17 protein-coding genes are annotated in these 21,787 nt (G+C 66.9%); 9 read left to right on the top strand and 8 right to left on the bottom strand.

All coding sequences use genetic code 11. From position 1 onward, the window contains the following. Positions 1 to 43: 43 nt before the first annotated feature. Positions 44 to 1,489 (bottom strand): FadR/GntR family transcriptional regulator, encoded by a 1,446-nt coding sequence (locus K3U93_RS07255; protein WP_071509992.1) that lies wholly within the window; start codon positions 1,487 to 1,489, stop codon positions 44 to 46. A gap of 33 nt (positions 1,490 to 1,522) precedes the next feature. Next, complete coding sequence (locus K3U93_RS07250; protein ID WP_071509991.1) at positions 1,523 to 2,716, bottom strand: thiolase family protein; 1,194 nt, start codon at positions 2,714 to 2,716, stop codon at positions 1,523 to 1,525. A 52-nt stretch (positions 2,717 to 2,768) separates the two neighbouring features. Here K3U93_RS07250 and K3U93_RS07245 point away from each other — a divergent pair, with 52 nt between their 5' ends. Further along, complete coding sequence (locus K3U93_RS07245; RefSeq protein WP_230981607.1) at positions 2,769 to 3,113, top strand: Zn-ribbon domain-containing OB-fold protein; 345 nt, start codon at positions 2,769 to 2,771, stop codon at positions 3,111 to 3,113. 76 nt (positions 3,114 to 3,189) lie between these two features. Here K3U93_RS07245 and K3U93_RS07240 read toward each other — a convergent pair whose 3' ends face one another. Continuing rightward, positions 3,190 to 5,364: an acyl-CoA dehydrogenase family protein gene (locus K3U93_RS07240; RefSeq protein WP_071509989.1), complete on the bottom strand. Its 2,175-nt coding sequence runs from the start codon at positions 5,362 to 5,364 to the stop codon at positions 3,190 to 3,192. Between the two features lie 83 nt (positions 5,365 to 5,447). After that, positions 5,448 to 6,218, bottom strand: a complete 771-nt coding sequence (locus K3U93_RS07235) for an SDR family NAD(P)-dependent oxidoreductase (protein ID WP_071509988.1) — start codon at positions 6,216 to 6,218, stop codon at positions 5,448 to 5,450. Between the two features lie 112 nt (positions 6,219 to 6,330). Here K3U93_RS07235 and K3U93_RS07230 point away from each other — a divergent pair, with 112 nt between their 5' ends. From K3U93_RS07230 to K3U93_RS07215, 4 genes are all read left to right on the top strand, one after another. Further along, positions 6,331 to 7,854 (top strand): ATP-dependent DNA ligase, encoded by a 1,524-nt coding sequence (locus tag K3U93_RS07230; RefSeq protein ID WP_083010606.1) that lies wholly within the window; start codon positions 6,331 to 6,333, stop codon positions 7,852 to 7,854. Between the two features lie 65 nt (positions 7,855 to 7,919). Continuing rightward, complete coding sequence (locus tag K3U93_RS07225; RefSeq protein WP_230981606.1) at positions 7,920 to 10,133, top strand: carbon starvation CstA family protein; 2,214 nt, start codon at positions 7,920 to 7,922, stop codon at positions 10,131 to 10,133. Continuing rightward, on the top strand, positions 10,130 to 10,453 hold the full coding sequence (locus tag K3U93_RS07220; protein WP_071510021.1) for a DMT family transporter: 324 nt from the start codon (positions 10,130 to 10,132) through the stop codon (positions 10,451 to 10,453). The genes K3U93_RS07225 and K3U93_RS07220 overlap by 4 nt, the downstream gene beginning before the upstream one ends. A 320-nt stretch (positions 10,454 to 10,773) precedes the next feature. Then, positions 10,774 to 13,263, top strand: a complete 2,490-nt coding sequence (locus K3U93_RS07215) for a glycogen/starch/alpha-glucan phosphorylase (protein ID WP_083010581.1) — start codon at positions 10,774 to 10,776, stop codon at positions 13,261 to 13,263. Here K3U93_RS07215 and K3U93_RS07210 read toward each other — a convergent pair. Beyond that, entirely contained in the window at positions 13,260 to 14,105 is an 846-nt protein-coding gene (locus tag K3U93_RS07210; protein WP_217808424.1) for an SDR family oxidoreductase, read from the bottom strand. The two genes, K3U93_RS07215 and K3U93_RS07210, sit on opposite strands and share 4 nt — an antisense overlap. Positions 14,106 to 14,243: 138 nt before the next feature. Between K3U93_RS07210 and K3U93_RS07205 the strand changes: the two genes are divergently transcribed. The 3 genes from K3U93_RS07205 to K3U93_RS07195 all read left to right on the top strand — a co-directional run bounded on the left by K3U93_RS07205 (position 14,244) and on the right by K3U93_RS07195 (position 18,166). Further along, positions 14,244 to 14,669, top strand: coding sequence for a hypothetical protein (locus K3U93_RS07205; protein ID WP_071512220.1), 426 nt, complete (start codon positions 14,244 to 14,246; stop codon positions 14,667 to 14,669). A gap of 237 nt (positions 14,670 to 14,906) precedes the next feature. After that, a complete protein-coding gene (locus tag K3U93_RS07200) occupies positions 14,907 to 15,350 on the top strand; it encodes an MmpS family transport accessory protein (RefSeq protein WP_176219960.1) in 444 nt (147 codons plus the stop codon). Continuing rightward, positions 15,347 to 18,166 carry an MMPL/RND family transporter gene (locus K3U93_RS07195; RefSeq protein ID WP_083010583.1) on the top strand — a complete coding sequence of 940 codons (2,820 nt, stop codon included), beginning with the start codon at positions 15,347 to 15,349 and terminating at the stop codon, positions 18,164 to 18,166. The genes K3U93_RS07200 and K3U93_RS07195 overlap by 4 nt, the downstream gene beginning before the upstream one ends. Here the strand turns inward: K3U93_RS07195 and K3U93_RS07190 are convergent. Both K3U93_RS07190 and K3U93_RS07185 read right to left on the bottom strand, forming a co-directional pair. After that, positions 18,163 to 18,903: an SDR family NAD(P)-dependent oxidoreductase gene (locus tag K3U93_RS07190; protein WP_083010584.1), complete on the bottom strand. Its 741-nt coding sequence runs from the start codon at positions 18,901 to 18,903 to the stop codon at positions 18,163 to 18,165. The two genes, K3U93_RS07195 and K3U93_RS07190, sit on opposite strands and share 4 nt — an antisense overlap. A 40-nt stretch (positions 18,904 to 18,943) precedes the next feature. Continuing rightward, a complete protein-coding gene (locus K3U93_RS07185) occupies positions 18,944 to 19,228 on the bottom strand; it encodes a hypothetical protein (RefSeq protein ID WP_083010585.1) in 285 nt (94 codons plus the stop codon). A gap of 271 nt (positions 19,229 to 19,499) precedes the next feature. On the opposite strand from K3U93_RS07185, the gene K3U93_RS07180 reads away from it, so the two are divergent. Beyond that, the gene (locus tag K3U93_RS07180; RefSeq protein ID WP_071509982.1) at positions 19,500 to 20,168 is read left to right on the top strand and encodes a response regulator transcription factor; all 669 of its coding nucleotides are present in this window, start codon (positions 19,500 to 19,502) and stop codon (positions 20,166 to 20,168) included. Here K3U93_RS07180 and K3U93_RS07175 read toward each other — a convergent pair. Beyond that, positions 20,150 to 21,460: a sensor histidine kinase gene (locus K3U93_RS07175; RefSeq protein WP_230981605.1), complete on the bottom strand. Its 1,311-nt coding sequence runs from the start codon at positions 21,458 to 21,460 to the stop codon at positions 20,150 to 20,152. The two genes, K3U93_RS07180 and K3U93_RS07175, sit on opposite strands and share 19 nt — an antisense overlap. Between the last annotated feature and the right edge of the window lie 327 nt (positions 21,461 to 21,787).

Here is a 21,787-nt window from a genome sequence, read left to right as displayed (position 1 = left end):
TGCACCGAACCGCTCACGTCCACGCCGGCGCGACGCCAGGGTGCTAGAGCCACCAGGACGCCGCGGCGTCCAAATGACGACGGATGCGGTAGCCGGCGAGGCTGTCGTCGCCGGCCTCGATCGCCTGCAGAATCCGCAAATGAGCGTGCTCGACAGCCACGACGTCGGCCCACGTGAGCGGCGCCTGACCGGTGCTGGACCAATGCCGGCGAAACAGCTCGATGATGATGCGGAGGAACAGATCCAGCAGCGCGTTGCCGGCCAGCTGCGCCAGCCCGAGGTGAAACCGAAACTCCTCGACGGCGGCCTGGCGCGTGTCGCCGGGCGTTCCCCGAAGGTCTTTATCGAGCACGGATCCGTGGCTTTTCAGGAAGGCCGCCACCTCTGGTTCGGCGCGCCGCTTGACGACCTTGGCGACGTTGTCGATCTCGATGGCATCCCGGACGCGGCGTAAGTCTTCGCGACTGGGCTTGCGGTACTGCAGGTACAGGGCGATGGTGTCAATGCTGGCCTGCGCCTGAGGTTTTGTGACGATCAGCCCGCCGCCGGGTCCGCGCCGCATCCGCGCGACCGAGTGATATTCGAGCAGCCGCACCGCTTCCCGGAACACCGCGCGGCTCACCCGGTAGCGCTCCAGCAACGCGGTCTCGGTTCCGACGACGGAACCGAGAGGCCAGCCGGCGGCGGCGATTTCGTCGCCGATGGTCAGCGCCAGCGTCTCGGCGAGCTTGCCGTGGGGTGCGTCACGGTCGAGCCGCCCCCGGCCCTTCGGGGCACCGCGCCCGCTCGCACCGTCGCCGGGGTGATGTTCCTGCAGCCAGGCGGTCACCGCTTCGACGTGACGTTCGCTGAGCGTCTTGGCCCGCGCCGAGTCTCCGGCGGTGACGGCGGCAACGATTTGGCCGTGGTCGTGGTGCATCTGGTCGAGTGCCTCAATGGCCTCGCTCGCCGAGTCTGCGCGCGACTGCAGGGCGTATCGGGTGGTGAGCCTCATCAGGATGTCGATGAACAGTTGCAGGACGGGGCTTTTGGATTGCTCTGCCAGCGCGATGTGGAACTCGTCGCGCGGCGCCGGTGAACCCGGCTTCCGGCGTTCCTCACCGTGCAGCACCGCCCGCAGCCGGTCGATGCCGGCTTCGTCGATCCGTTCCGCGGCAAGGGAGGCCGCCAGCGGCTCGAGCACCAGGCGCGCGTTGAGTAAGTCGTCCAGCGTGGTGCCCAGGTACTCGAGATAGATGACGACGGCGCGGGTCGCGGGGCCGGCGTCGGGCTGGCAGATCAGCAGCCCGCCGCCCGGTCCGCGGCGCATCCGGGCAACCTGGTGGTGTTCGACGAGGCGAACGGCCTCCCGCAGCACCGATCGGCTCACGCCGTAGCGCTGTTGCAAGGCCCGTTCGGAGCCAAGGGATTCGCCGATCCGCCAGCCGCGGCGAACGATGTCCGCCTCGATCCGGCGGGCGACCTTCGAGGCCAGTTTGTCCACGCTCATCTGCGGCTCAATTACACTGCCCCGCACGCTATCTCAACACGTGAGCAACATGCATCCGGCAACGGGACCGCCGCCCACGGAGACCACGGCGACCTCCGGGCGTTGCGACACCTGCCGCTCCCCCGCCTCACCGCGCAACTGCAGGCACCCCTCGTGCAGCGCCCAGTAGCCGTGCATGCGCCCGGCCGAGAGTTGGCCGCCGTAGGTGTTCAGCGGCAGGTCGCCGTCGCGGGCGATCCGCGCGCCGCCCTCGACGAACGGCCCGGCCTCGCCGTCACCGCAGACCCCGAGGGCCTCCAGCCACGCGATGGTGAGAAACGTGAAGCCGTCGTACAACTCGGCGACGTCGAGGTCGGCGGGCATCAAGCCGGTCCGCGACCACATCTGTGCGGCGGCGTCCGACATCGCCATCTTGGGGTAGTCGTCGCGGTGGAACCAGCCACCGGCGCCGTCGGACCCGCCGATCGCCTCCACCGCCACCGCGCGGTGCGGGCAGTCGCGGGCGTACTCCGCGTGCGACACCACCACCGCGATCGAGCCGTCGACGGGGACGTCGCAGTCCAGCAGCCCGAACGGCGTCGACACCGGCCGCGCACCCAGGTAGTCGGCCATCGTCATCGGATCGCGATAGACCGCAAGGGGGTTCAAGGCGGCGTTGCGCCTGCCGTTGAGGGCCAGCCAGCCCAGCTGTTCCTTGGTGGTGCCGTACAGTTCCATGTGCCGACGGCAGTTCAGCGCCAGCCAGTTCGCGGCCGAATAAGCTTGGGCCGCAACCAGTTCGTTAATGTCGTCCATCGCACCGACGGCGGGCCGGGGCGCGCCCTCCGGGGTCTCGAACATGCGCGCCAGCGGTGGGGCGGGCGCATTCTCTTGCGGTTTGACCGGGACCGTGCCGCCGAGCATCTGTATCGTGCGGTAGACGATCGCGTGGCGCACTCGGCGTTCGGCGACCGCGCGGCACGCCGACATCACCGGGCTCAGCAGGCCGCCGGTGCCGAATCCGGCCCCGCAGTCGGCCGCCTCGATCCGCAATTCGGCGGTGACCTCCGTGGCCGGGGTGTCGCCCAGGGTCGCGATCCCGTCGACGTCGACGGGCGCCAGGCCGGCGTCCCCGATGGCGGCCCGCACCGCCTCCATGGTCAGCTCCCGGCCGGGAATGCCGGTGCGACGGCCGATCCGGGAGATGCCGATGCCGGACAAGATCGCGTCTTTTTCGAAATACGTCATGCGCACCGTCCCGTCGAGCCGCGCCGAACCAATTGAGTGTACTGTATTGGTCGTGCCAGGCGAGCCGACATCGCAGCTGCTCATCGAACACTGCGACGATTGCGCGCGCTGGGTGCATCCGGCGGCCGGCCAATGCCGCGACTGTGGCGGCCCGTTGGTGGCGCGGCCGGTATCCGGACGCGGCACGGTGTTCACCTATACGGTCAACTACCACCCGTATAACCCGGACATCCCGACCCCCTACGTGATCGCCATCATCGAGCTCGCCGAACAGGATGGGCTGCGGGTGGCCGCCAATATCGTTGGCTGCGAGCCGGATTCGGTCACGTGCGGCATGCCCGTCGACATGCGGCCCGAGAGGGGCGGCGGCGGCGCGCCGTTGTTCGGGCCCGCCTGACCCGCCGCGAGCGTGCGCAGAATGCCGGCCCACGCGGCGTGTCGCTGTACAGACACGCACGCTCGCGAGAAAGAAATCAGCTGATCAGCGGGTCGCGCGGCATGCCGAGAATCCGCTCGGCGATCTGGTTGCGGGTGACCTCCGAGGTGCCGCCGGCGATCGCCATGCCGCGCGCGCCCATGATCATCCGGCCGGCCAACGCGCCGGGCCCGTCGGTCAGCGCGAGCTCGGGCCCCAGCAGCGCCGCCGAGATCGCGGCGCCCTCGATCATGTGCTCGGCCAGCTTGAGTTTGGTGACGTTGCCCTCGGGGCCGGGGCCCGCCCCTTCGACGCTGCGGGCGGCGCGGCGCAGGTTCAGCAGCCGCAGCGCGTGATCCTCGGCAAGGTAGTACCCGACCCGGATTTCCGCGCCCGCCAACCGATCTGACGCCTGGGCCAGTCGCACCAGTTTCGCCGCCAAGCCCTCGTAGAACGACCCGCTGCCGCCGATGCTGACCCGCTCGTTGCCCAGCGTCGCCCGCGCGACCGTCCACCCGGAGTTGGGTGCCCCGACAACGTCCTCGTCGGGCACGAACACGTCGCTGAAGAACACCTCGTTGAATTCCGAGCCGCCGGTGATCTGCCGCAACGGCCGCACCTCGACCCCGGGCGCCTTCATGTCGATGATCACCGTGGTGATCCCGGCGTGCTTGGGGGCGTCGGGGTCGGTGCGCACGGTGGCCAGGCCGCGGGCGCAGTACTGCGCCCCGCTGGTCCACACCTTCTGCCCGTTGATCTTCCAGCCGCCGTCGACCCGGGTGGCGCGGGTCTTGACCGATGCCGCGTCCGACCCCGCGTCGGGTTCGGAGAACAGCTGGCACCAGATCTCGTCCTGGCGCAGCGCCTTCTCCACGAATCTTTCTATTTGCCAAGGTGTTCCGTGCTGGATTAGCGTCAGGATCACCCACCCGGTGATCGAGTAGTCGGGTCGCTTGATGCCCGCCGCGCGGAATTCTTCCTCGGTCACCAGCTGCTCGACCGCGTCGGCCGCGCGGCCCCACGGCTTGGGCCAGTGCGGCATCACGTAGCCGGTCTCGATCAGCCTGTCCCGCTGGGCTTTTCCGTCCAGGGCGGCGATCTCGGCGGCGTCGGCGCGGATGCGGGTGCGCAGCTCCTCGGCCTCGGCCGGCAGGTCCAGGCTGTTTTCCCGGACGGCGCCGGCGGCGGTGCGCCCGAACACGTCGGCGGCCGGCGCGTCCCCGCCGAACAGCGCGGCGATCACCAGCGCCCGACGCAGATGCAGATGCGCGTCGTGCTCCCAGGTGAAGCCGATGCCGCCGTGCACCTGGATGTTGAGTTCGGCGTTGCGCGCGTAGGCCGGAAACGCCAGCGCCGCCGCCACCGCGGCGGCCAGCCGGAACTGCGCTTCGTCCTCCGACGAGTCCTCGGAGGCCGCGCGGGAGGCGTCCCACACCGCGGCGACCGCCGACTCGGCGGCCACCAACATGTTCGCGCAATGATGCTTCACCGCTTGGAAAGTCGCGATGGTGCGGCCGAATTGCTGGCGCACCTTGGCATAGGCGACGGCGGCGTCGACGCAGTCCGACGCCCCGCCCACCGCCTCGGCGGCCAGCAATGTCCGCGCCCGCGCCAGGGCCGACGCCCGTGCCCCCGACAAAACGTCGGCCGCGGTGACGCTCACGTTGTGCAGGCGGACGCGCCCGGACCGCCGGGTCGGATCGAAGTTGCCGGGCACGTCCACCGACACGCCGTCGCGGCCGCGTTCCAGCAGCAGCACGTCGTCGTCCGCGGCGATCAGCAGCAGGTCGGCCAGCCCGGCGCCCAGCGCGATGCCGGCCTCACCGTCGGCCAGCCCGTCCTTGAGCCGCACCTGGCCGCCCAGGCCGATTCCCGCGGTGACGGTTCCGTCGATCAGCCCGGGCAGCAGGCGCGACTTTTGTTCGGCGGTACCGACTTTGGCGATCACCGCCGACGCGATCACGGTGGGCACGAACGGTCCCGGCGCCACCGCCCGGCCCAGCTCCTCGATCACCACCACGAGTTCGGGCAACCCGTATCCCGAGCCGCCGTGCTCCTCGTCGATGTGCAGGCCGAGCCAGCCGAGCTCCACCAAGTCCTGCCAGAATCCGGGCCGGCCCTCGTCGGGCGCGTCGAGCAGCGATCGCGCGGCCCAGCGCGCCTTTTGCGAGGTCAAAAAAGCGCGGGCGACCCCCGCGAGTTCGCGATGGTCGTCGGTCAGTGCGATACCCATGACGGGTCCTCCTCGCGCCGCTACCGGGGTGTGTCTGGCTGCCTAAAGAGTGTACTTATTGCAAGGAGGGGGCGACGGGCGCACTACTTGGGCGCGAACCGCTGGCCGGCGTCCAGCCGAATGCATTGGCCGTTGAGCATCGGGTTGTCCACGATGGCCGCCGCCAGCTTGGCGTACTCGATGGGCCGGCCCATCCGCTTGGGGAAGGCCGCGTCCTTGACGAGCTGGGACGCCATCTCGTCGGGAACCATCGCGGTCAGCCCGGTCAAAAACAGGCTCGGCGCGATGGCCAGCACCCGGATCCCCATCGACCCGAGGTCGCGGGCCATGGTCAGGCACATGCCGGCGATCGCGGCCTTGGCGGCGGTGTAGGCGACCTGCCCGATCTGGCCCTCGAACGCCGCGATCGAGGCGGTGTTGATGATGACGCCGCGCTCCCCTGTCTGTTCGGGGTCCTCGGGCTCGTTCTTGGCCATGTGCGCGGCCGCTAGCCGGCTGATGTTGAAGGTGGCGATGAGGTTCAGGTCGATCACGGATTGGAAGGATTCGAGGTCGTGCGGACCGGACTTGGTCAACGTCCGCTTGGCGATGCCGCCGCCGGCGGTGGTCACCGTGACGTGCAGGCCGCCCAGCTTGTCGACGGCGGTCTGCAGCGTCTCCTCGGTGCCGGTGAAGTCGGTGACGTCGACCGGATAGAACGCGCCGCCAACCCCCTGGGCAACGGTCTTGCCGTCGGAACCCTCCCGGTCGAGCACCACCACGTCCGCCCCGCGTTCGGCCAGCAGCTCGGCGGTGGCGCGACCCATCCCCGACGCGCCGCCGATGACGACGACCTTCTTTCCGTTGATCTCCATCCGGACCCTCCTTATCAGCCTTGTCAGAATCTGCGCAATTTGTAACGTTACGTAGGCACGCTAGCTTGTCCGTTTCGCGGGGTTGTCGGCGAGCCATGCCAAGCTGAACTTCGTGCTCCTCATCGACGTGGCGACTACGTCGCTTGACGTGGGCGCCACGTCGTCGCGCCTGACCAAGGTGGCGCACATCGCCGACCTGCTGCGCCGCGCCGCGGCCGACCCGCACGTGGTCGCGATTGTCGTGGCGTGGCTCTCGGGTGAGCTGCGCCAGCGCCAGATCGGGGTCGGCTGGGCGTCGCTGCGGTCGCGTCCGCCGCCGGCGCCGCATCCGGCGCTGACGGTCGGCGGCGTCGACGCCATCTTCTCGGAGATCGGGGCCGTATCGGGCAAGGGCGCGCAAGCCAGGCGCGCCGAACTCGTCGCCGGGTTGTTCGCCGCCGCGACCGAAACCGAGCAGGCCTTCCTGCTGCGGTTGCTCGGCGGCGAGCTACGCCAGGGCGCGCTGGCCGGGATCATGGCCGACGCGGTGGCCAAGGCCGCCGGGATCCCCGCCGCCGCGGTGCAGCGCGCCGCGATGCTGGGCGGGGACCTGCCGGCGGTCGCGGTGGCCGCGCTGTCCGGCGCGGCCCTGGATTCGTTCGCCCTGCGGGTCGGCCGGCCGGTCGGCCCGATGCTGGCGCAGACCGCGTCCGGCGTTGCCGATGCGCTCGAACGTCATGGCGGCACAACGATTTTCGAGGCAAAGCTGGACGGCGCGCGGGTGCAGATCCACCGGGCGGGCGCCGAGGTCACGGTGTACACCCGCAGCCTCGACGACGTCACCGCCCGGCTGCCCGAGGTGGTGGAGGCGACGCTGGCACTGCCCGTCACCGACCTGATCGCCGACGGTGAGGCGATCGCGCTGCGGCCCGACAACCGGCCGCACCGCTTCCAGGTCACCGCTTCCCGGTTCGGCCGCGCCGTCGACGTGGCGGCCGCGGTTGCCGCACAGCGGCTTTCGGTGTTCTTCTTCGACATCCTGCACTGCGACGGGCTCGACCTGCTCGACGCGCCGACCACCGACCGGCTGGCCGCCCTGGACGCGCTGGTGCCGCCCGCGCAACGGGTCGATCGGCTGGTGACGTCGGACCCTGCGCGGGCCGCCGACTTCCTCGACGCCACGCTGGCCGCCGGCCACGAAGGGCTGATGGCCAAGGCGCCGGACGCGCCCTACCTCGCGGGCCGGCGCGGGGCGGGCTGGCTGAAGATCAAGCCGGTGCACACCCTGGATCTGGTGGTGCTCGCCGTGGAATGGGGGTCGGGGCGCCGCCGCGGCAAACTCTCCAATATCCACCTGGGCGCCCGTGACCCGGTCACCGGCGAATTCGTCATGGTCGGAAAGACTTTCAAGGGCATGACCGACGCCATGCTGGACTGGCAGACCGCCCGATTCACCGAACTCGCCGTCGGCCCGACGGACAACTACGTCGTCAAACTGCGCCCCGAGCAGGTGGTCGAGGTGGCCCTGGACGGTGTGCAGAAGTCGTCGCGCTATCCCGGCGGGCTGGCGCTGCGGTTCGCCCGGGTGGTGCGCTACCGCAGCGACAAGGGCCCGGCCGAAGCCGACACCATCGACGCCGTGCGGGCGCTGTATTGATCCGCCGCGACGCGCCGGTGCGGCGTCGGTAGATTCACACCCGCACACACGAAAGAGGAGACCACGTGGCCGGTGACGTCACCTACGTCGTTACCGACGTCGACCTGCCGCCCGTGGCGATCATCGACCGCTCCCCCATCACCACCCGGCACAAAGTCGTCTTCGCCGTGATCGCGGTGATCGGCGCCATCGCGTGGGCGATCGTCGCGTTCGCTCGCGGCGAGACCGTGAACGCGGTCTGGTTCGTGGTCGCGGCGATCTGCACCTACGTCATCGGATTCCGCTTCTATGCCCGGTTGATCGAGCTGAAGATCGTGCGGCCGCGCGACGACCGCGCCACGCCGGCCGAAGTGCTCGACGACGGCTCCGACTACGTGCCGACCGACCGGCGGGTGCTGTTCGGCCATCATTTCGCCGCCATCGCCGGCGCCGGGCCGCTCGTCGGTCCGGTGCTGGCGACCCAGATGGGCTACCTGCCCTGCACCATCTGGATCGTCGTCGGCGCGGTGTTCGCCGGCGCCGTGCAGGACTACCTGGTGTTGTGGATCTCCACCCGGCGGCGGGGCCGTTCTCTGGGCCAGATGGCCCGCGACGAGCTCGGCGCCACCGGCGGCGCCGCCGCCCTCCTCGGGGCCTTCGTCATCATGGTGATCATCATCGCGGTGCTCGCTCTCGTGGTGGTGCGGGGGCTGGCCCAGAGCCCCTGGGGCGTGTTCTCCATTGCCATGACCATCCCCATCGCCCTCTTCATGGGCTGCTATCTGCGGTTCCTGCGCCCCGGCCGGGTGGCCGAAGTCTCGCTCCTCGGCCTGGCACTCCTGCTGCTCGCCGTGGCCTCCGGCGACTGGGTGAGCGAAACACACTGGGGCACAGCCTGGTTCAACCTCTCACCGGTGACGGTGTCGTGGTTGATCATCGGTTACGGTTTCGTCGCGTCGGTGCTGCCGGTGTGGCTGCTGCTCGCTCCGCGCGACTATCTGTCGACGTTCATGAAGGTCGGCAGCATCGGCCTGCTCGCGGTCGGCATCTGCGTGGCCCACCCGGTCATGCAGGCGCCCGCGGTCTCGCGGTTCGCCAGCAGCGGCGACGGACCGGTGTTCCCCGGCTCGCTGTTCCCGTTCCTGTTCATCACCATCGCGTGCGGCGCGCTGTCCGGGTTTCACGCGCTGATCTCGTCGGGGACGACGCCGAAGCTGCTGGAGAAGGAGAGCCAGATGCGGCTGATCGGCTATGGCGGCATGCTCACCGAGTCGTTCGTCGCGGTCATGGCGCTGATCAGCGCGGCGATCCTCGACCAGCACGTGTATTTCGCGCTCAACGCGCCGGCCGCGCAGACCGGCGGCACCGCGGCCACCGCCGCGGACTACGTCAACCGGCTCGGCTTGTCGGGGCCTGCGGCCACCGCGGGCCAGCTCAATCAGGCCGCCGCCGGCGTGGGCGAAAAGTCGATCGTGTCGCGCACCGGCGGGGCGCCGACGCTGGCGGTCGGCATGTCCGAGGTGCTGCAGCGCTCGTTCGGCGGCGCGGGCCTCAAGGCGTTCTGGTACCACTTCGCGATCATGTTCGAGGCGCTGTTCATCCTGACGGCCGTCGACGCGGGCACCCGGGTCGCGCGTTTCATGCTCTCCGACACCCTGGGCAACGTGGGTGGCCCGCTGACCAGGCTGCGCAACCCGAGCTGGCGCCCGGGCGTATGGGTGTGCAGCCTGGCCGTGGCCGCGGCCTGGGGCGGCATCCTGCTGATGGGTGTGACGGATCCGCTGGGCGGGATCAACACGCTGTTCCCGCTGTTCGGCATCGCCAACCAGCTGCTGGCCGCGGTGGCGCTGACCGTCGTCACCGTGGTGGTCATCAAGAAGGGGCTACTCAAATGGGCTTTGATCCCCGGCGCCCCGCTGCTGTGGGATCTGGCGGTCACGCTGACCGCGTCGTGGCAGAAGATCTTCTCCGCGGATCCGGCCGTCGGCTATTGGGCACAGCACCATCGGTACCTGGCCGCCAAACAAGCGGGCAAGACGGCGTTCGGTTCGGCGAAAAACGCCCATCAGCTCGACGACGTCATCAGGAACACCTTCGTCCAGGGCGCCCTGTCGATTCTCTTCGCGGTGGTCGTCGTCATTGTGGTGATCGCCGGAATTGTCGTCGCGTTCAAAACGATTCGTGGTGGCGGCAGGCCGTTGACCGAAGACGACCCGGTGCCGTCAAAACGATTCGCGCCGTCGGGTCTGATTCCGACCGCCACCGAGCGAGAGTTGCAAAGGCTGTGGGAGGCGTCGTGACTTACCTATTGCTCTTCTGCGCGATCTTCACGGAGGTGGCCGCGACCAGCCTGCTCAAGAGCACGGAGGGGTTCACCCGACCGTGGCCGACCGCATTCTGTCTGGTCGGCTACGCCGTCTCGTTCGTGTTCCTCGCGCTGTCGATCTCGCGGGGCATGCAGACGGACGTCGCGTATGCGTTGTGGTCGGCAATCGGTACGGCCACCATCGTCGTGATCGCCGTGCTGTTCCTCGGCTCCTCGTTGTCCGTGGCAAAGGTCGTCGGCGTCGCGCTGATCATCGCCGGCGTGGTCACGTTGAACCTGGCCGGCGCGCATTGACCGCGGCCCAAGCAGCATGGTGATCGCCGGGGTCAACGCCGAAGTCATCTGGCGCGGGCCGATCGTGGGCCGCCGGCGACGACCACATGACCGCCACCGGTTAGGTCTTCGGTTGCGGCGGTAAGGGACCGGGCCTGTGCCCGGCGCGCGCCGTTTCGTCGCCAGCGCGTGGGCTTGCGTTCACGCGGCCGACGTCAATTGCGCGCCTGGTGTGCAAACACCGCTGCCAGACTGGCGGCCTGCGCACGGGTGACGTGCTGTCCCAATCTCTAGGAAGTAGGACCACGATGACCGATGTCGATCAGACACCCTCCGACGGAATGTCCCCCACCGGTCCGGCACGGGCCGACCTCGCCGAGCACTCCCGCACCGGGATGGGGGCGGCCGCGCTGCACCGGGCGATCACCGATCACTTGCGCTACTCGATCGGCCGCCCGGCCGCCGCGCTGCGGCCCGAGCACTACTACCGGGCGCTCGCGCTGGCCGTGCGTGACCGCATGCAAGACCGCCGGGTGGCCTCGACGCAGACCTCACTCGACCTCGGCCGCAAGGTGACCTGCTACCTGTCGGCGGAATTCCTGATGGGTCCGCAGCTGGGCAACAACCTGCTGAACCTCCGCATGGAGCGGGCGGCCAAGACCGCGCTGGCGGCGATGGGCCAGAATTTCGACGAGGTCCTGGCGTGCGAGGAGGAACCGGGGCTGGGCAACGGCGGCCTGGGCAGGCTCGCCGCGTGCTACCTGGACTCGCTGGCCACCCTCGAGCGCCCGGCGATCGGCTACGGCATCCGCTACGAATTCGGCATCTTCGACCAGGAGATCCGCGACGGCTGGCAGGTCGAGCAGACCGACAACTGGCTGGACAGCGGAAACCCTTGGGAAATCGCCAAACCCGACGTCAACTACCCGGTCAAATGGGGCGGCTACGTCGAGCACTACACCGATGACGCCGGCCACGACCGCGTCCGGTGGGTGCCGGGGCGGCTGCTGAAGGGCGTCGCCTACGACACGCCCATCCAGGGCTACGGCGTCAACACGTGCAACGTGCTGACGTTGTGGAGCGCGCGCGCCGTCAAGTCGTTTGCGTTGGAGGCCTTCAACACCGGTGACTACTACAAGGCCGTCGAGGACGAGGTCACCTCCGAGACGGTCACCAAGGTGCTGTACCCCAACGACGAGCCGGAGGTGGGCAAGCGGCTGCGCCTGCTGCAGCAGTACTTCTTCGTGTCCTGCTCGCTGCAGCACGTGTTGCACATCGTCGATGATCTAGCCGACCTCTCCGTCAAAGAACTCCCCCAGCGGTTTGCGTTGCAGCTCAACGACACCCATCCCTCGATCGCCGTCGCCGAGCTGATGCGGCTGCTGGTAGACGAGCGCCGGCTGGACTGGGACGAGGCGTGGGACATCACGGTCGCGACGTTCGGTTACACCAACCACACCCTGCTGCCCGAGGCGCTGGAGACCTGGCCGCTGGAGATGTTCGCCGAATCGCTGCCGCGGCACCTCGAGATCGTCTACGAGATCAACCGCCGGTTCCTTGACGAGGTGCGCACCCGGTTCCCCGGCGACGAGGACCGGGTGCGCCGGATGTCGCTCATCGGCGACGACGGCGCCAAGTTCGTCCGGATGGCACACCTGGCGACGGTGGGCAGCCACGCCATCAACGGTGTCGCCGCGCTGCACTCTGACCTGCTGAAAGCCAGTGTGCTCAAAGACTTTTACGAGATGTGGCCGGAGCGGTTCAGCAACAAGACAAACGGCGTGACGCCGCGCCGCTTCCTGGCGCTGGCCAACCCCGGGCTCCGCGAGCTGCTGGACCGCACCGTCGGCGACGGCTGGCTGACCGATCTGGGCCGCCTGCGCGGGCTGGAACCGTTCGTCGACGACGCCGCCTTCCGTACGCAGTGGCGCGACATCAAACGCGGCAACAAGGCGCGCCTCGCCGCATACGTCCGCTCGGCCGCGGGCGTCGAAGTCAGCCCGGACTGGATGTTCGACGTCCAAGTCAAGCGCATCCACGAGTACAAGCGCCAGCACCTCAACGTCCTGCACATCGTCACGCTGTACCACCGGCTCAAGCAGAACCCCGGCCTGTCGATTCCCCAGCGCGCGTTCATCTTCGGCGGCAAGGCCGCCCCGGGCTACTTCATGGCCAAACGAATCATCAAGCTGATCAACGCCGTCGGGGAGACGGTCAACAACGACCCGGACGTCAACCGGTTCCTCAAAGTGGCGTTCGTGCCGAACTTCGGCGTGAAGAACGCGCACATGATCTACCCGGCCGCCGATCTGTCCGAACAGATCTCCACCGCGGGCAAGGAGGCGTCGGGCACCGGGAACATGAAGTTCATGATCAACGGCGCCCTGACCATCGGCACGCTCGACGGCGCGAACGTCGAGATGCGCGACGAGGTCGGGCCGGAGAACTTCTTCCTGTTCGGCCTGACGGTGCGGGAGGTCCAGGCGCTCAAGGCCGACGGCTACCGCCCGGCCGATTACATCGACGGCAACGACGAGCTGCGCGCGGCCTTGGACCTCATTGCCACCGGGGCCTTTTCGCGCGGCGACACGGGGGTGTTCCGGCCGCTGGTGGACAACCTGCGCCACGACGACCCGTTCCTGGTGTGCGCCGACTACGCGTCCTACATCGACTGCCAGGAGCGGGTGAGCGCCGCCTGGCGGGACAGGGACTCCTGGACGAAGATGTCGATCCTGAATACCGCGCGCAGCGGCAAGTTTTCGTCGGATCGCGCCATCACCGAGTACTGCGACGAGATCTGGAACGTCTGGCCGCTGACCGTGACCGTCTAGCGGTAGCCCGGCAAGTCCGGTATCCCGCTGGCAGTTAACCAACCGCCGCCGTCGACGACCAGTGTCGCTCCCGTGACGTAGGAGGCCGCGTCGCTGGCCAGGAAGAGGACCGCTTCGGCGACCTCGGTGGTCGAACCGGGACGCCGCAGCGGGTTCTGGGCGGTGCGGTGGCGGTCGTCGCCGGCGATTCGCTTGACTCCCTCGGTTCCCGACATCGCCCCGGGGGCAACGACATTGACCCGCACCCCGTCGGGCCCCCATTCGATCGCGCAGGCGCGGGTCAGCGCGTCGACGCCGGCCTTGGCGGAAACGACGTGCGCCTGCAGGGCCATGCCGCGGTACTGGATTGCGGCGCTGATGTTCACCACGGCGCCGCCGTGGTCACGTAGCCATAGCTCGTAGGCCGCCTTCGATGCGTTGAACGTCCCGAGCAGGTCGATGTCGACCACGGCTTTGAATCCGTTGGGGCTCAGGCCGCTGATTGGGACGGGGAAGTTTCCGGCGGCATTGTTGACCACGACGTCGAGCCGACCGAACGCGCGCAACGCGTGCTCGACGACGGCCGTCACCTCCTCGTGACGGCGGACGTCGCAGACGCCGTAGGTGGCCTCAATTCCCTCGCGCCGCAACGCCGCAACGGCCGCCTGCAGGTTGGCCTCCTTCCGGCTGCACAGGGCGACCCGGGCGCCGTGGGCGCCCAACACCCGGGCGATCTCCAGGCCCAGCCCGGTGGCGCCGCCGGTGACCAAGGCCACCTTTCCCGCAAGGAGATCGGTCCGAAACGGACTGCGGCGGGTGGTCACGATGCGCCGGCCGGCGGGCCCTGGAGCGTCACCGCCCAACTAGAACACGTTCTAATTCACGTTGGCAAGGTCCGGCGACGGCAACGTAACAAGTTAGTCTGTGGGGTTAGGAGACTCGAACCTTCCTGCCAGGAGAAATATGGGTCCATCGCCACGGCCGAGCAAAGGACTGGAATAATGGACGTGAGTTTATTCGGTTATCTCACGGTGCTCGCCTTCGCGCTGGCGTTGGTGTTGGCCGCCTTTGCTTCCGTATTGGTAAGACGGATGGAGGCCCGAACACCCATACCGATAAGCGAAGAAATTGGCAGCGCCAGGGTGGTTGTGAAGAAGTTGCGCAAGCGCGAGCCAATGTCGAAGGAAGAGTTGGACTTTGCGAAACAAATCGTTGCCGATCGTAGCTCCTTGATGGCGTACTGCATCCCCGGCGCTTTGTTCATGCTGGGATGCTTTTATGTGTTCGGCAGTCTTTACCACCTGCACGGCGCCACGCCCTCCGAGCGAACATTTCTCGGGGTGATCCCCATGTTGACGTCGACGAACCTGGCCCTTCGGCTGCTCAGCAGCGCACGGTTGAAAAAGCGCTTGCAAAAAGCGTCGTGAGTCATTCGCGACCTCACAGCATTGTTGCTCCCATTCGGGGTAGCTGAGCCGCCGACGGGACCCGCGGGTGACAACGCCCCCACACCCGCTGTTCGTGTTCCGCCCCCGTGCTGATACGCTCGGCACGTCCATATGTCAACCTAGTTGATATAGAACCCCGGGTTTGCCTGCCGGTGCGGGAAAGCCGGGGACGAAGCGAGAACACGAGGTCCCGGACGGGTTCGGGGAGGTGATCGGGTGAGCCCGCGTCCAATCGGCAGGACCGTCTTGGCGCGCGCCTGGATGCCGTTGGTTGCCGTCGTCGCGGTGAGCGTGGGTGTGGTGTGCATGTGGAAGGTGCACCAGTTCTCCGCTCCCGGGCCCGTCATCACGGTCAACGGCCCGCAAGCGCCTGAGCAGACGACTCCCAAACGACTCACCTACGAGTTGTTCGGCTCCGTCGGGCGAGGGGGAATGCTCGTCTACGTGGACATCGACGGCCGCCCGCACCGGGTCGATCTCACGACCCTGCCGTGGTCGCACACGGAGACGACCACACTCACCGTGGTGTCGGGCAGCGTCTCGGCGCAGGTGCATGGTGGTCGCCTGGGCTGCCGGATACTGGTGAATGGCGTTGTCCGCGACGAACAGTCGGATACCCATGAGGACGCGGACGTCACCTGCAGGGTGAAATCCGCATGAGCGAACATCGGGCCAAACGGCCCTTCCTCGCGAAAACCGTCCGGATCCTCGCGATACCGATCATCGTCTTCTGGGCCCTCCTCGCCGTGACGACGAACACCTTCATACCCCAAGTGGAAAGGGTCGCAGAGGAACTCGCCGGGCCGATGATCCCGCACTACGCGCCGTCGCAGCGTGCCATGCTGCGCATCGGTGAGAAGTTCCACGAGTCCACCTCGACCAGCTTGACCATGGTCGTGTTGGAAGCCGACCGACCGTTGGGCGACGTGGACCATCGGTATTACGGCGATTTGATGCGCCGGCTCAAGCAGGACACCAAGCACGTCCAGTACGTCATGGACCTGTGGGGCAAGCCGATCACCGCGGCGGGGGCGCAAAGCGTCGACGGTAAGGCCGCATTCGTGCTGTTGCGTCTCGCGGGCGATATCGGCCAAATGCAAGCGAACCAGTCCGTCGAGGCCGTTCGCGACATCGTCGCCAAGGACACGCCGCCGCCCGGACTCAAGGTCTACGTCAGCGGCGCGGCTCCGCTCGCCTCGGACACGCTGACCATTGCCAATTCGAGTTTGAACAACGTCACGATCGTCACGATCATCCTCATCGTCGTGATGCTGCTGTTGGTGTACCGCTCCATATCCACCCTGCTGGTCCCCTTGGCCGGAGTCCTGATCGAGATGCTGGCCGCGAAGGGCATCGTGGCAACCCTCGGGCATCTCGGGTACATCGAACTCTCGTCATTCGCCGTGAACATCGTCGTCGCGCTGACCCTGGGAGCGGGGACCGATTACGGGATCTTCTTGATGGGTCGCTATCACGAGGCGCGACAGGCCGGCGAAAGCAGAGAGGAGGCGTTTTTCACCGCATACCGGGGCGTGACGCCCATCATCATCGGCTCCGGGCTGACCATCGCCGGCGCGTGCTACTGCCTGAGTTTCGCGCGGCTCAACTACTTCCACACCATGGGGCCGGCCGTCGCGATCACCATGCTGTTCACCATCGCGGCGGCGCTGACGCTCGGCCCGGCCCTGTTGACCGTGGGCAGTCTCTTCGGGCTCTTCGACCCGAAACAGAAGGTGAAGGCCCGGCTCTATCGGCGGATCGGGGCGAGCGTGGTGCGCTGGCCGGTGCCGATCCTGGCGGCCAGTTCCGCCGTCGTGATGATCGGGGCGATCTTCGTGCCGACCTACCGGCAGAACTACGACGACCGCGCCTACCAGCCGCCCAATGCCCCGGCCAATCAGGGTTTCGCGGCGGCGGATCGGCACTTCTCCAAGAGCAAACTGTTCTCCGAGATGCTCATGGTCGAGACCGACCACGATATGCGGAACTCGGCCGATTTCATCTCCTTGGACCGGGTGGCCAGAAGTCTCATTCGCCTTCCCGGCGTCGCGATGGTGCAAAGCATCACCAGGCCGATGGGCCGGGCATTGGAACGCGCCAAGATTCCCTATTTGTTCACCACGCAAGGCAGCGGGAACGGTCAACAGCTCCCGTTCAACAGGCAGCAAAACATGAATACCGACGAGCAGGCACAGATCACGGGGCACACCGTCGCGGTCTTACGGAAAGAGATCGGCTTCTTCCAACAGATGTCGGACGAGATGCACAAAACGGTCCTCACCATGGAGGACATGCAAAAGGTCACCGACGAATTGAGGTCGGAACTTTCGAATCTCGACGATTTCTTCCGGCCGATCCGCAGCTATTTCTATTGGGAGAAGCACTGTTTCGACATTCCGATTTGCTGGACGTTCAGGTCGGTGTTCGAGGCGCTCGACGGCATCGACAAAATGGCCGACGACATCAAGGATGCCGTGGCCTCCCTCGAGGTCATTGATCGGGTCTTGCCGCAGATAATCACGCAGCTGAAACTCACGGCCGACGACTCGGAGGCTTTACAGGCCCGTTTGATCAACAGCTACGGCTCCGCGGATCTGCAGTCCACCCAGACCGACCAGACATTCGACGACATGATCAATGTGGGCCTTGATTTCGACCAGTCCCGCAGCGATGACTTCTTTTACATCCCCCGAGAAGGCTTCGACAACGAAGACGTCAAGACGGGCATGCAGCTCATGATGTCACCCGACGGCAAGGCCGCCCGGTTCATCGTCACCCACGAGGGGGACGCCATGGGCCCCGAAGGCGTGCAACATGTCGAACGGTTCCCCGGGGCGATAACCACGATTTTGAAGGAGACCTCGTTGGCCGGCGCGAGGGTCTATATCGGCGGCTCGGGATCCAACGACAAGGACATCAAGGAATACGCCGCATCCGATCTGCTCATCGCGGCGATCGCCGCCTTCGTGCTGATCTTTCTGATCATGATGTTCCTCACGCGAAGCCTGGTCGCCGCGTTGGTCATTCCCGGCACGGTGGCCTTCTCCTATGCCGGGGCATTCGGCCTCTCCGTGCTCGTCTGGCAGCATCTCATCGGCCTGCCCCTGCACTGGCTGGTGTTGCCGCTGACGTTCATCATCCTGGTGGCGGTGGGTTCGGACTACAACCTGCTGTTGATCGCCCGGGTCAAGGAGGAGATCGGGGCCGGGTTGAACACCGGTCTCATCCGCGCGCTCGGAAGCACGGGCGGTGTGGTGACGTCCGCGGGCTTGGTGTTCGCGTTCACCATGCTGGCAATGCTCACCAGCGATCTGCGAACGATCGGTCAGGTGGGTTCGACCGTGTGCATCGGCCTGCTGCTCGACACGCTGGTCGTGCGTTCGTTCGTGGTGCCGTCCATCCTCAGGATCCTGGGTCCGTGGTTCTGGTGGCCGACGCTGGTGCGTTCCCGCCCGCTACCGCAACGGGTCTCTTAGCCGGCGCCCTTGCCGTTGTCGACCCGATAGACGGCGCCGTGGACGGCGGCGGCGGCATCGCTGGCAAGGAACGCGATCACGTTCGCGACGTCGAGGGGCGCCATCATGCCGCGTGGCGAGGCCGTGCGCATGATCAGGTCGAAGTTCGGGTTGTCCGGCGCGCTGAACCGTTCGAGTTGCGGCGTCAGCATGCCGCCCGGACATACCGCGTTGACGCGCAAGCGATCCGCGGTGTACTCCACGGCCAGGGCACGAGTGAGCCCGATGAGCCCGTGCTTGGCGGCGCAGTAGCCGGCCGAATAGGCCTGGCCTTCGACGCCGGCAATGGAGCTGACGTTAACGATGTTGCCGCCTCGCTCCAGCAGGTGGGGCAGTGCGGCCCTGCAGAGGTAGAACGGCCCGTTCAGGTTGACCGCAAGGTCTTGCGCCCAGTCGTCGTCGGTCATCGACTCCGTACGCCGCATCTGGTGTCGCCCGGCGATGTTGATAAGGACGTCCAGTCCGCCCAACTCGCGGACGCACTGTTCCACCGCGTCCCTGCAGGCCTGCGCCGAAGCAACGTCCACCGACGCGTATGAACCCCGTTCCACGTCGGCGAACACTTCGGCCAAGCGTCCCGTATCCCGGCCTAGGCCGAAAACCGTTGCGCCCTGGCGGGAAAGCAGCCGGGCCGTCTCAGCGCCGAGGCCCGACGACGCACCGGTCACGAGCGCTACCTTGCCCTCTAGTCCCGACATACCGGTTCCCGTCCTCCCTGGCTCACCGAGCTGGCGCGCCTCAATAGGATCGCATCCGCGCAACGCCGCCGCGCAACAGCTCAAGTGGCGCAAGCACTCTCAGTCCCCAGAGGGGCACCGCGCCGGGGAGCATACGCCCGGCCCGGAAGCCCTGCCGGATGCGGCGTGCGGTCAGCAACACGAGCAGACTGATCGCCAGCCTTCCCAGCGCGATCCGACCCGTTCGCTTCCTCCAGGTTGACGGCGTCGAGCCCGCGCGCCGGCCGAAGTAGTAGCCGACACATGCCGCCGTCGCGAGAGCGGCGATTCCCGCAAGCACCGTCATGATGATGAGCGTTCTTCCTCAGCGTCGCGGCGAGGTCACGCGCGAGCTACGCCTTGGCCAATAAGTAAGGCCTTCCGCGCCAGCGAGTGCAGCAGCGCGGCGGCCTGCCGGCGCAGCGCTTCCGCTTGCTGCTCGCTGGAACGCAGAGTCATTCCCGTGGCCTGGATGATGCCTGTTTGATACCACCGTGGCACCGCGCGAAGCCGCAAACCTTGACACAGTGATTCGCCGCGATTTTTCCCACACATGGCGCGCGAAGTAGCGTACCGACATGAGAGTTCTCCTCGTCGAGGACGAGCCACGATTGTCGGCGACTCTGTCTTTGGGGTTGAAGGCCGAAGGCTTCGTCGTAGTCGCCGTTGGCACGGGCGTCGAGGGTCTGCACGAGGCCACCGAGAACAGCTTCGACGTGGTGGTTCTCGACATAATGCTCCCCGGGCACAGCGGATACGAGGTGCTGCGTCGAATGCGAGCGCGAGGCGTTTGGACGCCGGTGCTCATGCTGACCGCCAAGGACGGTGAGTACGACGAGACCGACGCGTTCGACCTTGGAGCCGATGACTACCTGACAAAACCGTTTTCGTTTCGAGTGCTGGTGGCGCGCCTGCGCGCGTTGGTGCGCCGCGGCGCGCCAGAGCGGCCGGTGGTGTTGACCGCTGGATCGCTATCTTTGGATCCCGTTCGGCACATGGTGCAACGCGACGCGACGCAGATCGCGTTGACTCCTCGTGAGTTCGGGCTGCTGGAGTTTCTCATGCGCAACAAGGACAGGGTGGTGACTAAGGCCAAGATCTTGCGCAACGTGTGGGATGCCCACTACCAGGGGCCTGACAATGTTGTTGAGGTGTATGTAGGGTATCTGCGTCGCAAGATCGATGTTCCTTTCGGTACCAATACTATTGAGACGATTCGTGGTGTCGGCTACCGGTTGGTTTGTTGAGGAAACGTCACGATAATCGTAGTTCCGCCACCGCGACGGTCGTCGATACTGACCGTGCCACCGTGGGCCGCCACGACCTCGGCGACAATCGCTAAGCCCAAGCCGGTTCCCCCGCCGCTGCGGGCGCGGTCTGCGTCCAAGCGCAGGAACCGTTCGAAGACCCGGGCTCGGTCGGCCGGGGCGATACCTGGGCCGTCATCACCGACGATGAGTACGACGTTGTCGCCTCGGCTGCCGACGCTGATGTCGACGCGCGATTTCGCGTGGCGGACAGCGTTATCCACCAGATTGCGGATCACCCGCGAGACCGCTGCCGAGTCGCCGATCAAACGCGCCGGGGAGATTGTGGTGTGGATCGCGCAGTGCACGCCGCGCCGCACACGAGCGGCCTCCACTTCGGCAAGTTCGTCGAGCGGCACCTGCTCTTTGCGCATCACCAGGCTTTGTTCGTCGGCGCGGGCGAGTAAAAGTAGATCCTCGATGAGCAAGCGCATGCGGTGGGCCTCGGGAAGCAGGGTGTCGATCACCAATTCCGCATTGAGTAGGTCGGGATGAGCTTCGACGACTTCCAATCCGGAGACGATGGTGGCCAGCGGACTGCGTAGTTCGTGAGAGGCGTCGCTGAGGAACTGCTTTTGCGCGCGGTGGCCGGCTTCGAGGCGCTCCAGCATTTCGTTCATGGTGACCGCCAGGGCTGCAATTTCGTCACGACTCGCGGGAACGGGTACCCGCTCGGCCAAGTCGGAGGTTGAGATTTCAGCCACCCGGCTGCGGATAGCGTCCACGGATTGGAGTGACCGGCGAACGAGCCTGTAGCTGGCAGTCGCCGCTACCCCGATGATGATCGGTGCGCCGCAGGCGAACAGCAGCGCGACGATCCGTGCGGTCGCCTCGACTGCCTCGCTACCTCCTCCGACGATCACCGTGTACTCACCGGCTGCGGTGTTGACCCTTTGCGCACTCACACGCATGTCGTCCTTGGGCACCGCATCGTCTGGCATGCCGCGGCGCAAGTTGAGATCAAACTCGGTAATGGGTATCAGCGGTGTTGCAGGCGCCAACCCGGACCGCCTCACCACCTTGCCATCGGGGTCTACCACTTGAACTGCGACCACTCGCTGGTTGGTGGTCAGCAGCGTGCTGTCTAGATCGTCGGGCGAATCCGAGTGCAGGGCGTCAACAATGGCGCGAACTCTGCCCACGGTGGCGTCGTCGACACCGGCCAGCAACGACCGATACAAGATCAGGTCCAAGCTCGCACCCGCGAACGTAAGGGCAAACAGGACCACCATCGCCGAGACCGTGGCCGAGCGAGCGGCGATACCCAAGTGGGGCACGCGCAGCAGGTGCGCGAGCTCACTTCGCCGTAGCGGCCAGGATGACACCCTCATAGTCTGATTCTGCAAGGTTGAGAGTCGCTGGGAACCACCGAGCTCACGATCTTGTTGGCGCCCGGTATCCAGCTCGATGCCGTCCTCAGCGGCTTCTCAGCGACCCGCCCATATCCTGGCGCTCCCATGTTGACGACGGTTCATCTCACCCCTCCCGCGCGCGGCCGCTGGATTCGACTGCATTGCAGAGTGTTTCGTTCCGCCAATACCAGTCGCCGCGGTGGACAT

Source organism: Mycobacterium malmoense, assembly GCF_019645855.1.
GTDB lineage: Bacteria > Actinomycetota > Actinomycetes > Mycobacteriales > Mycobacteriaceae > Mycobacterium > Mycobacterium malmoense.
The sequence above is the reverse complement of the archived record's forward strand: the minus strand, read 5'-3'. Positions and strand labels throughout refer to the sequence as shown.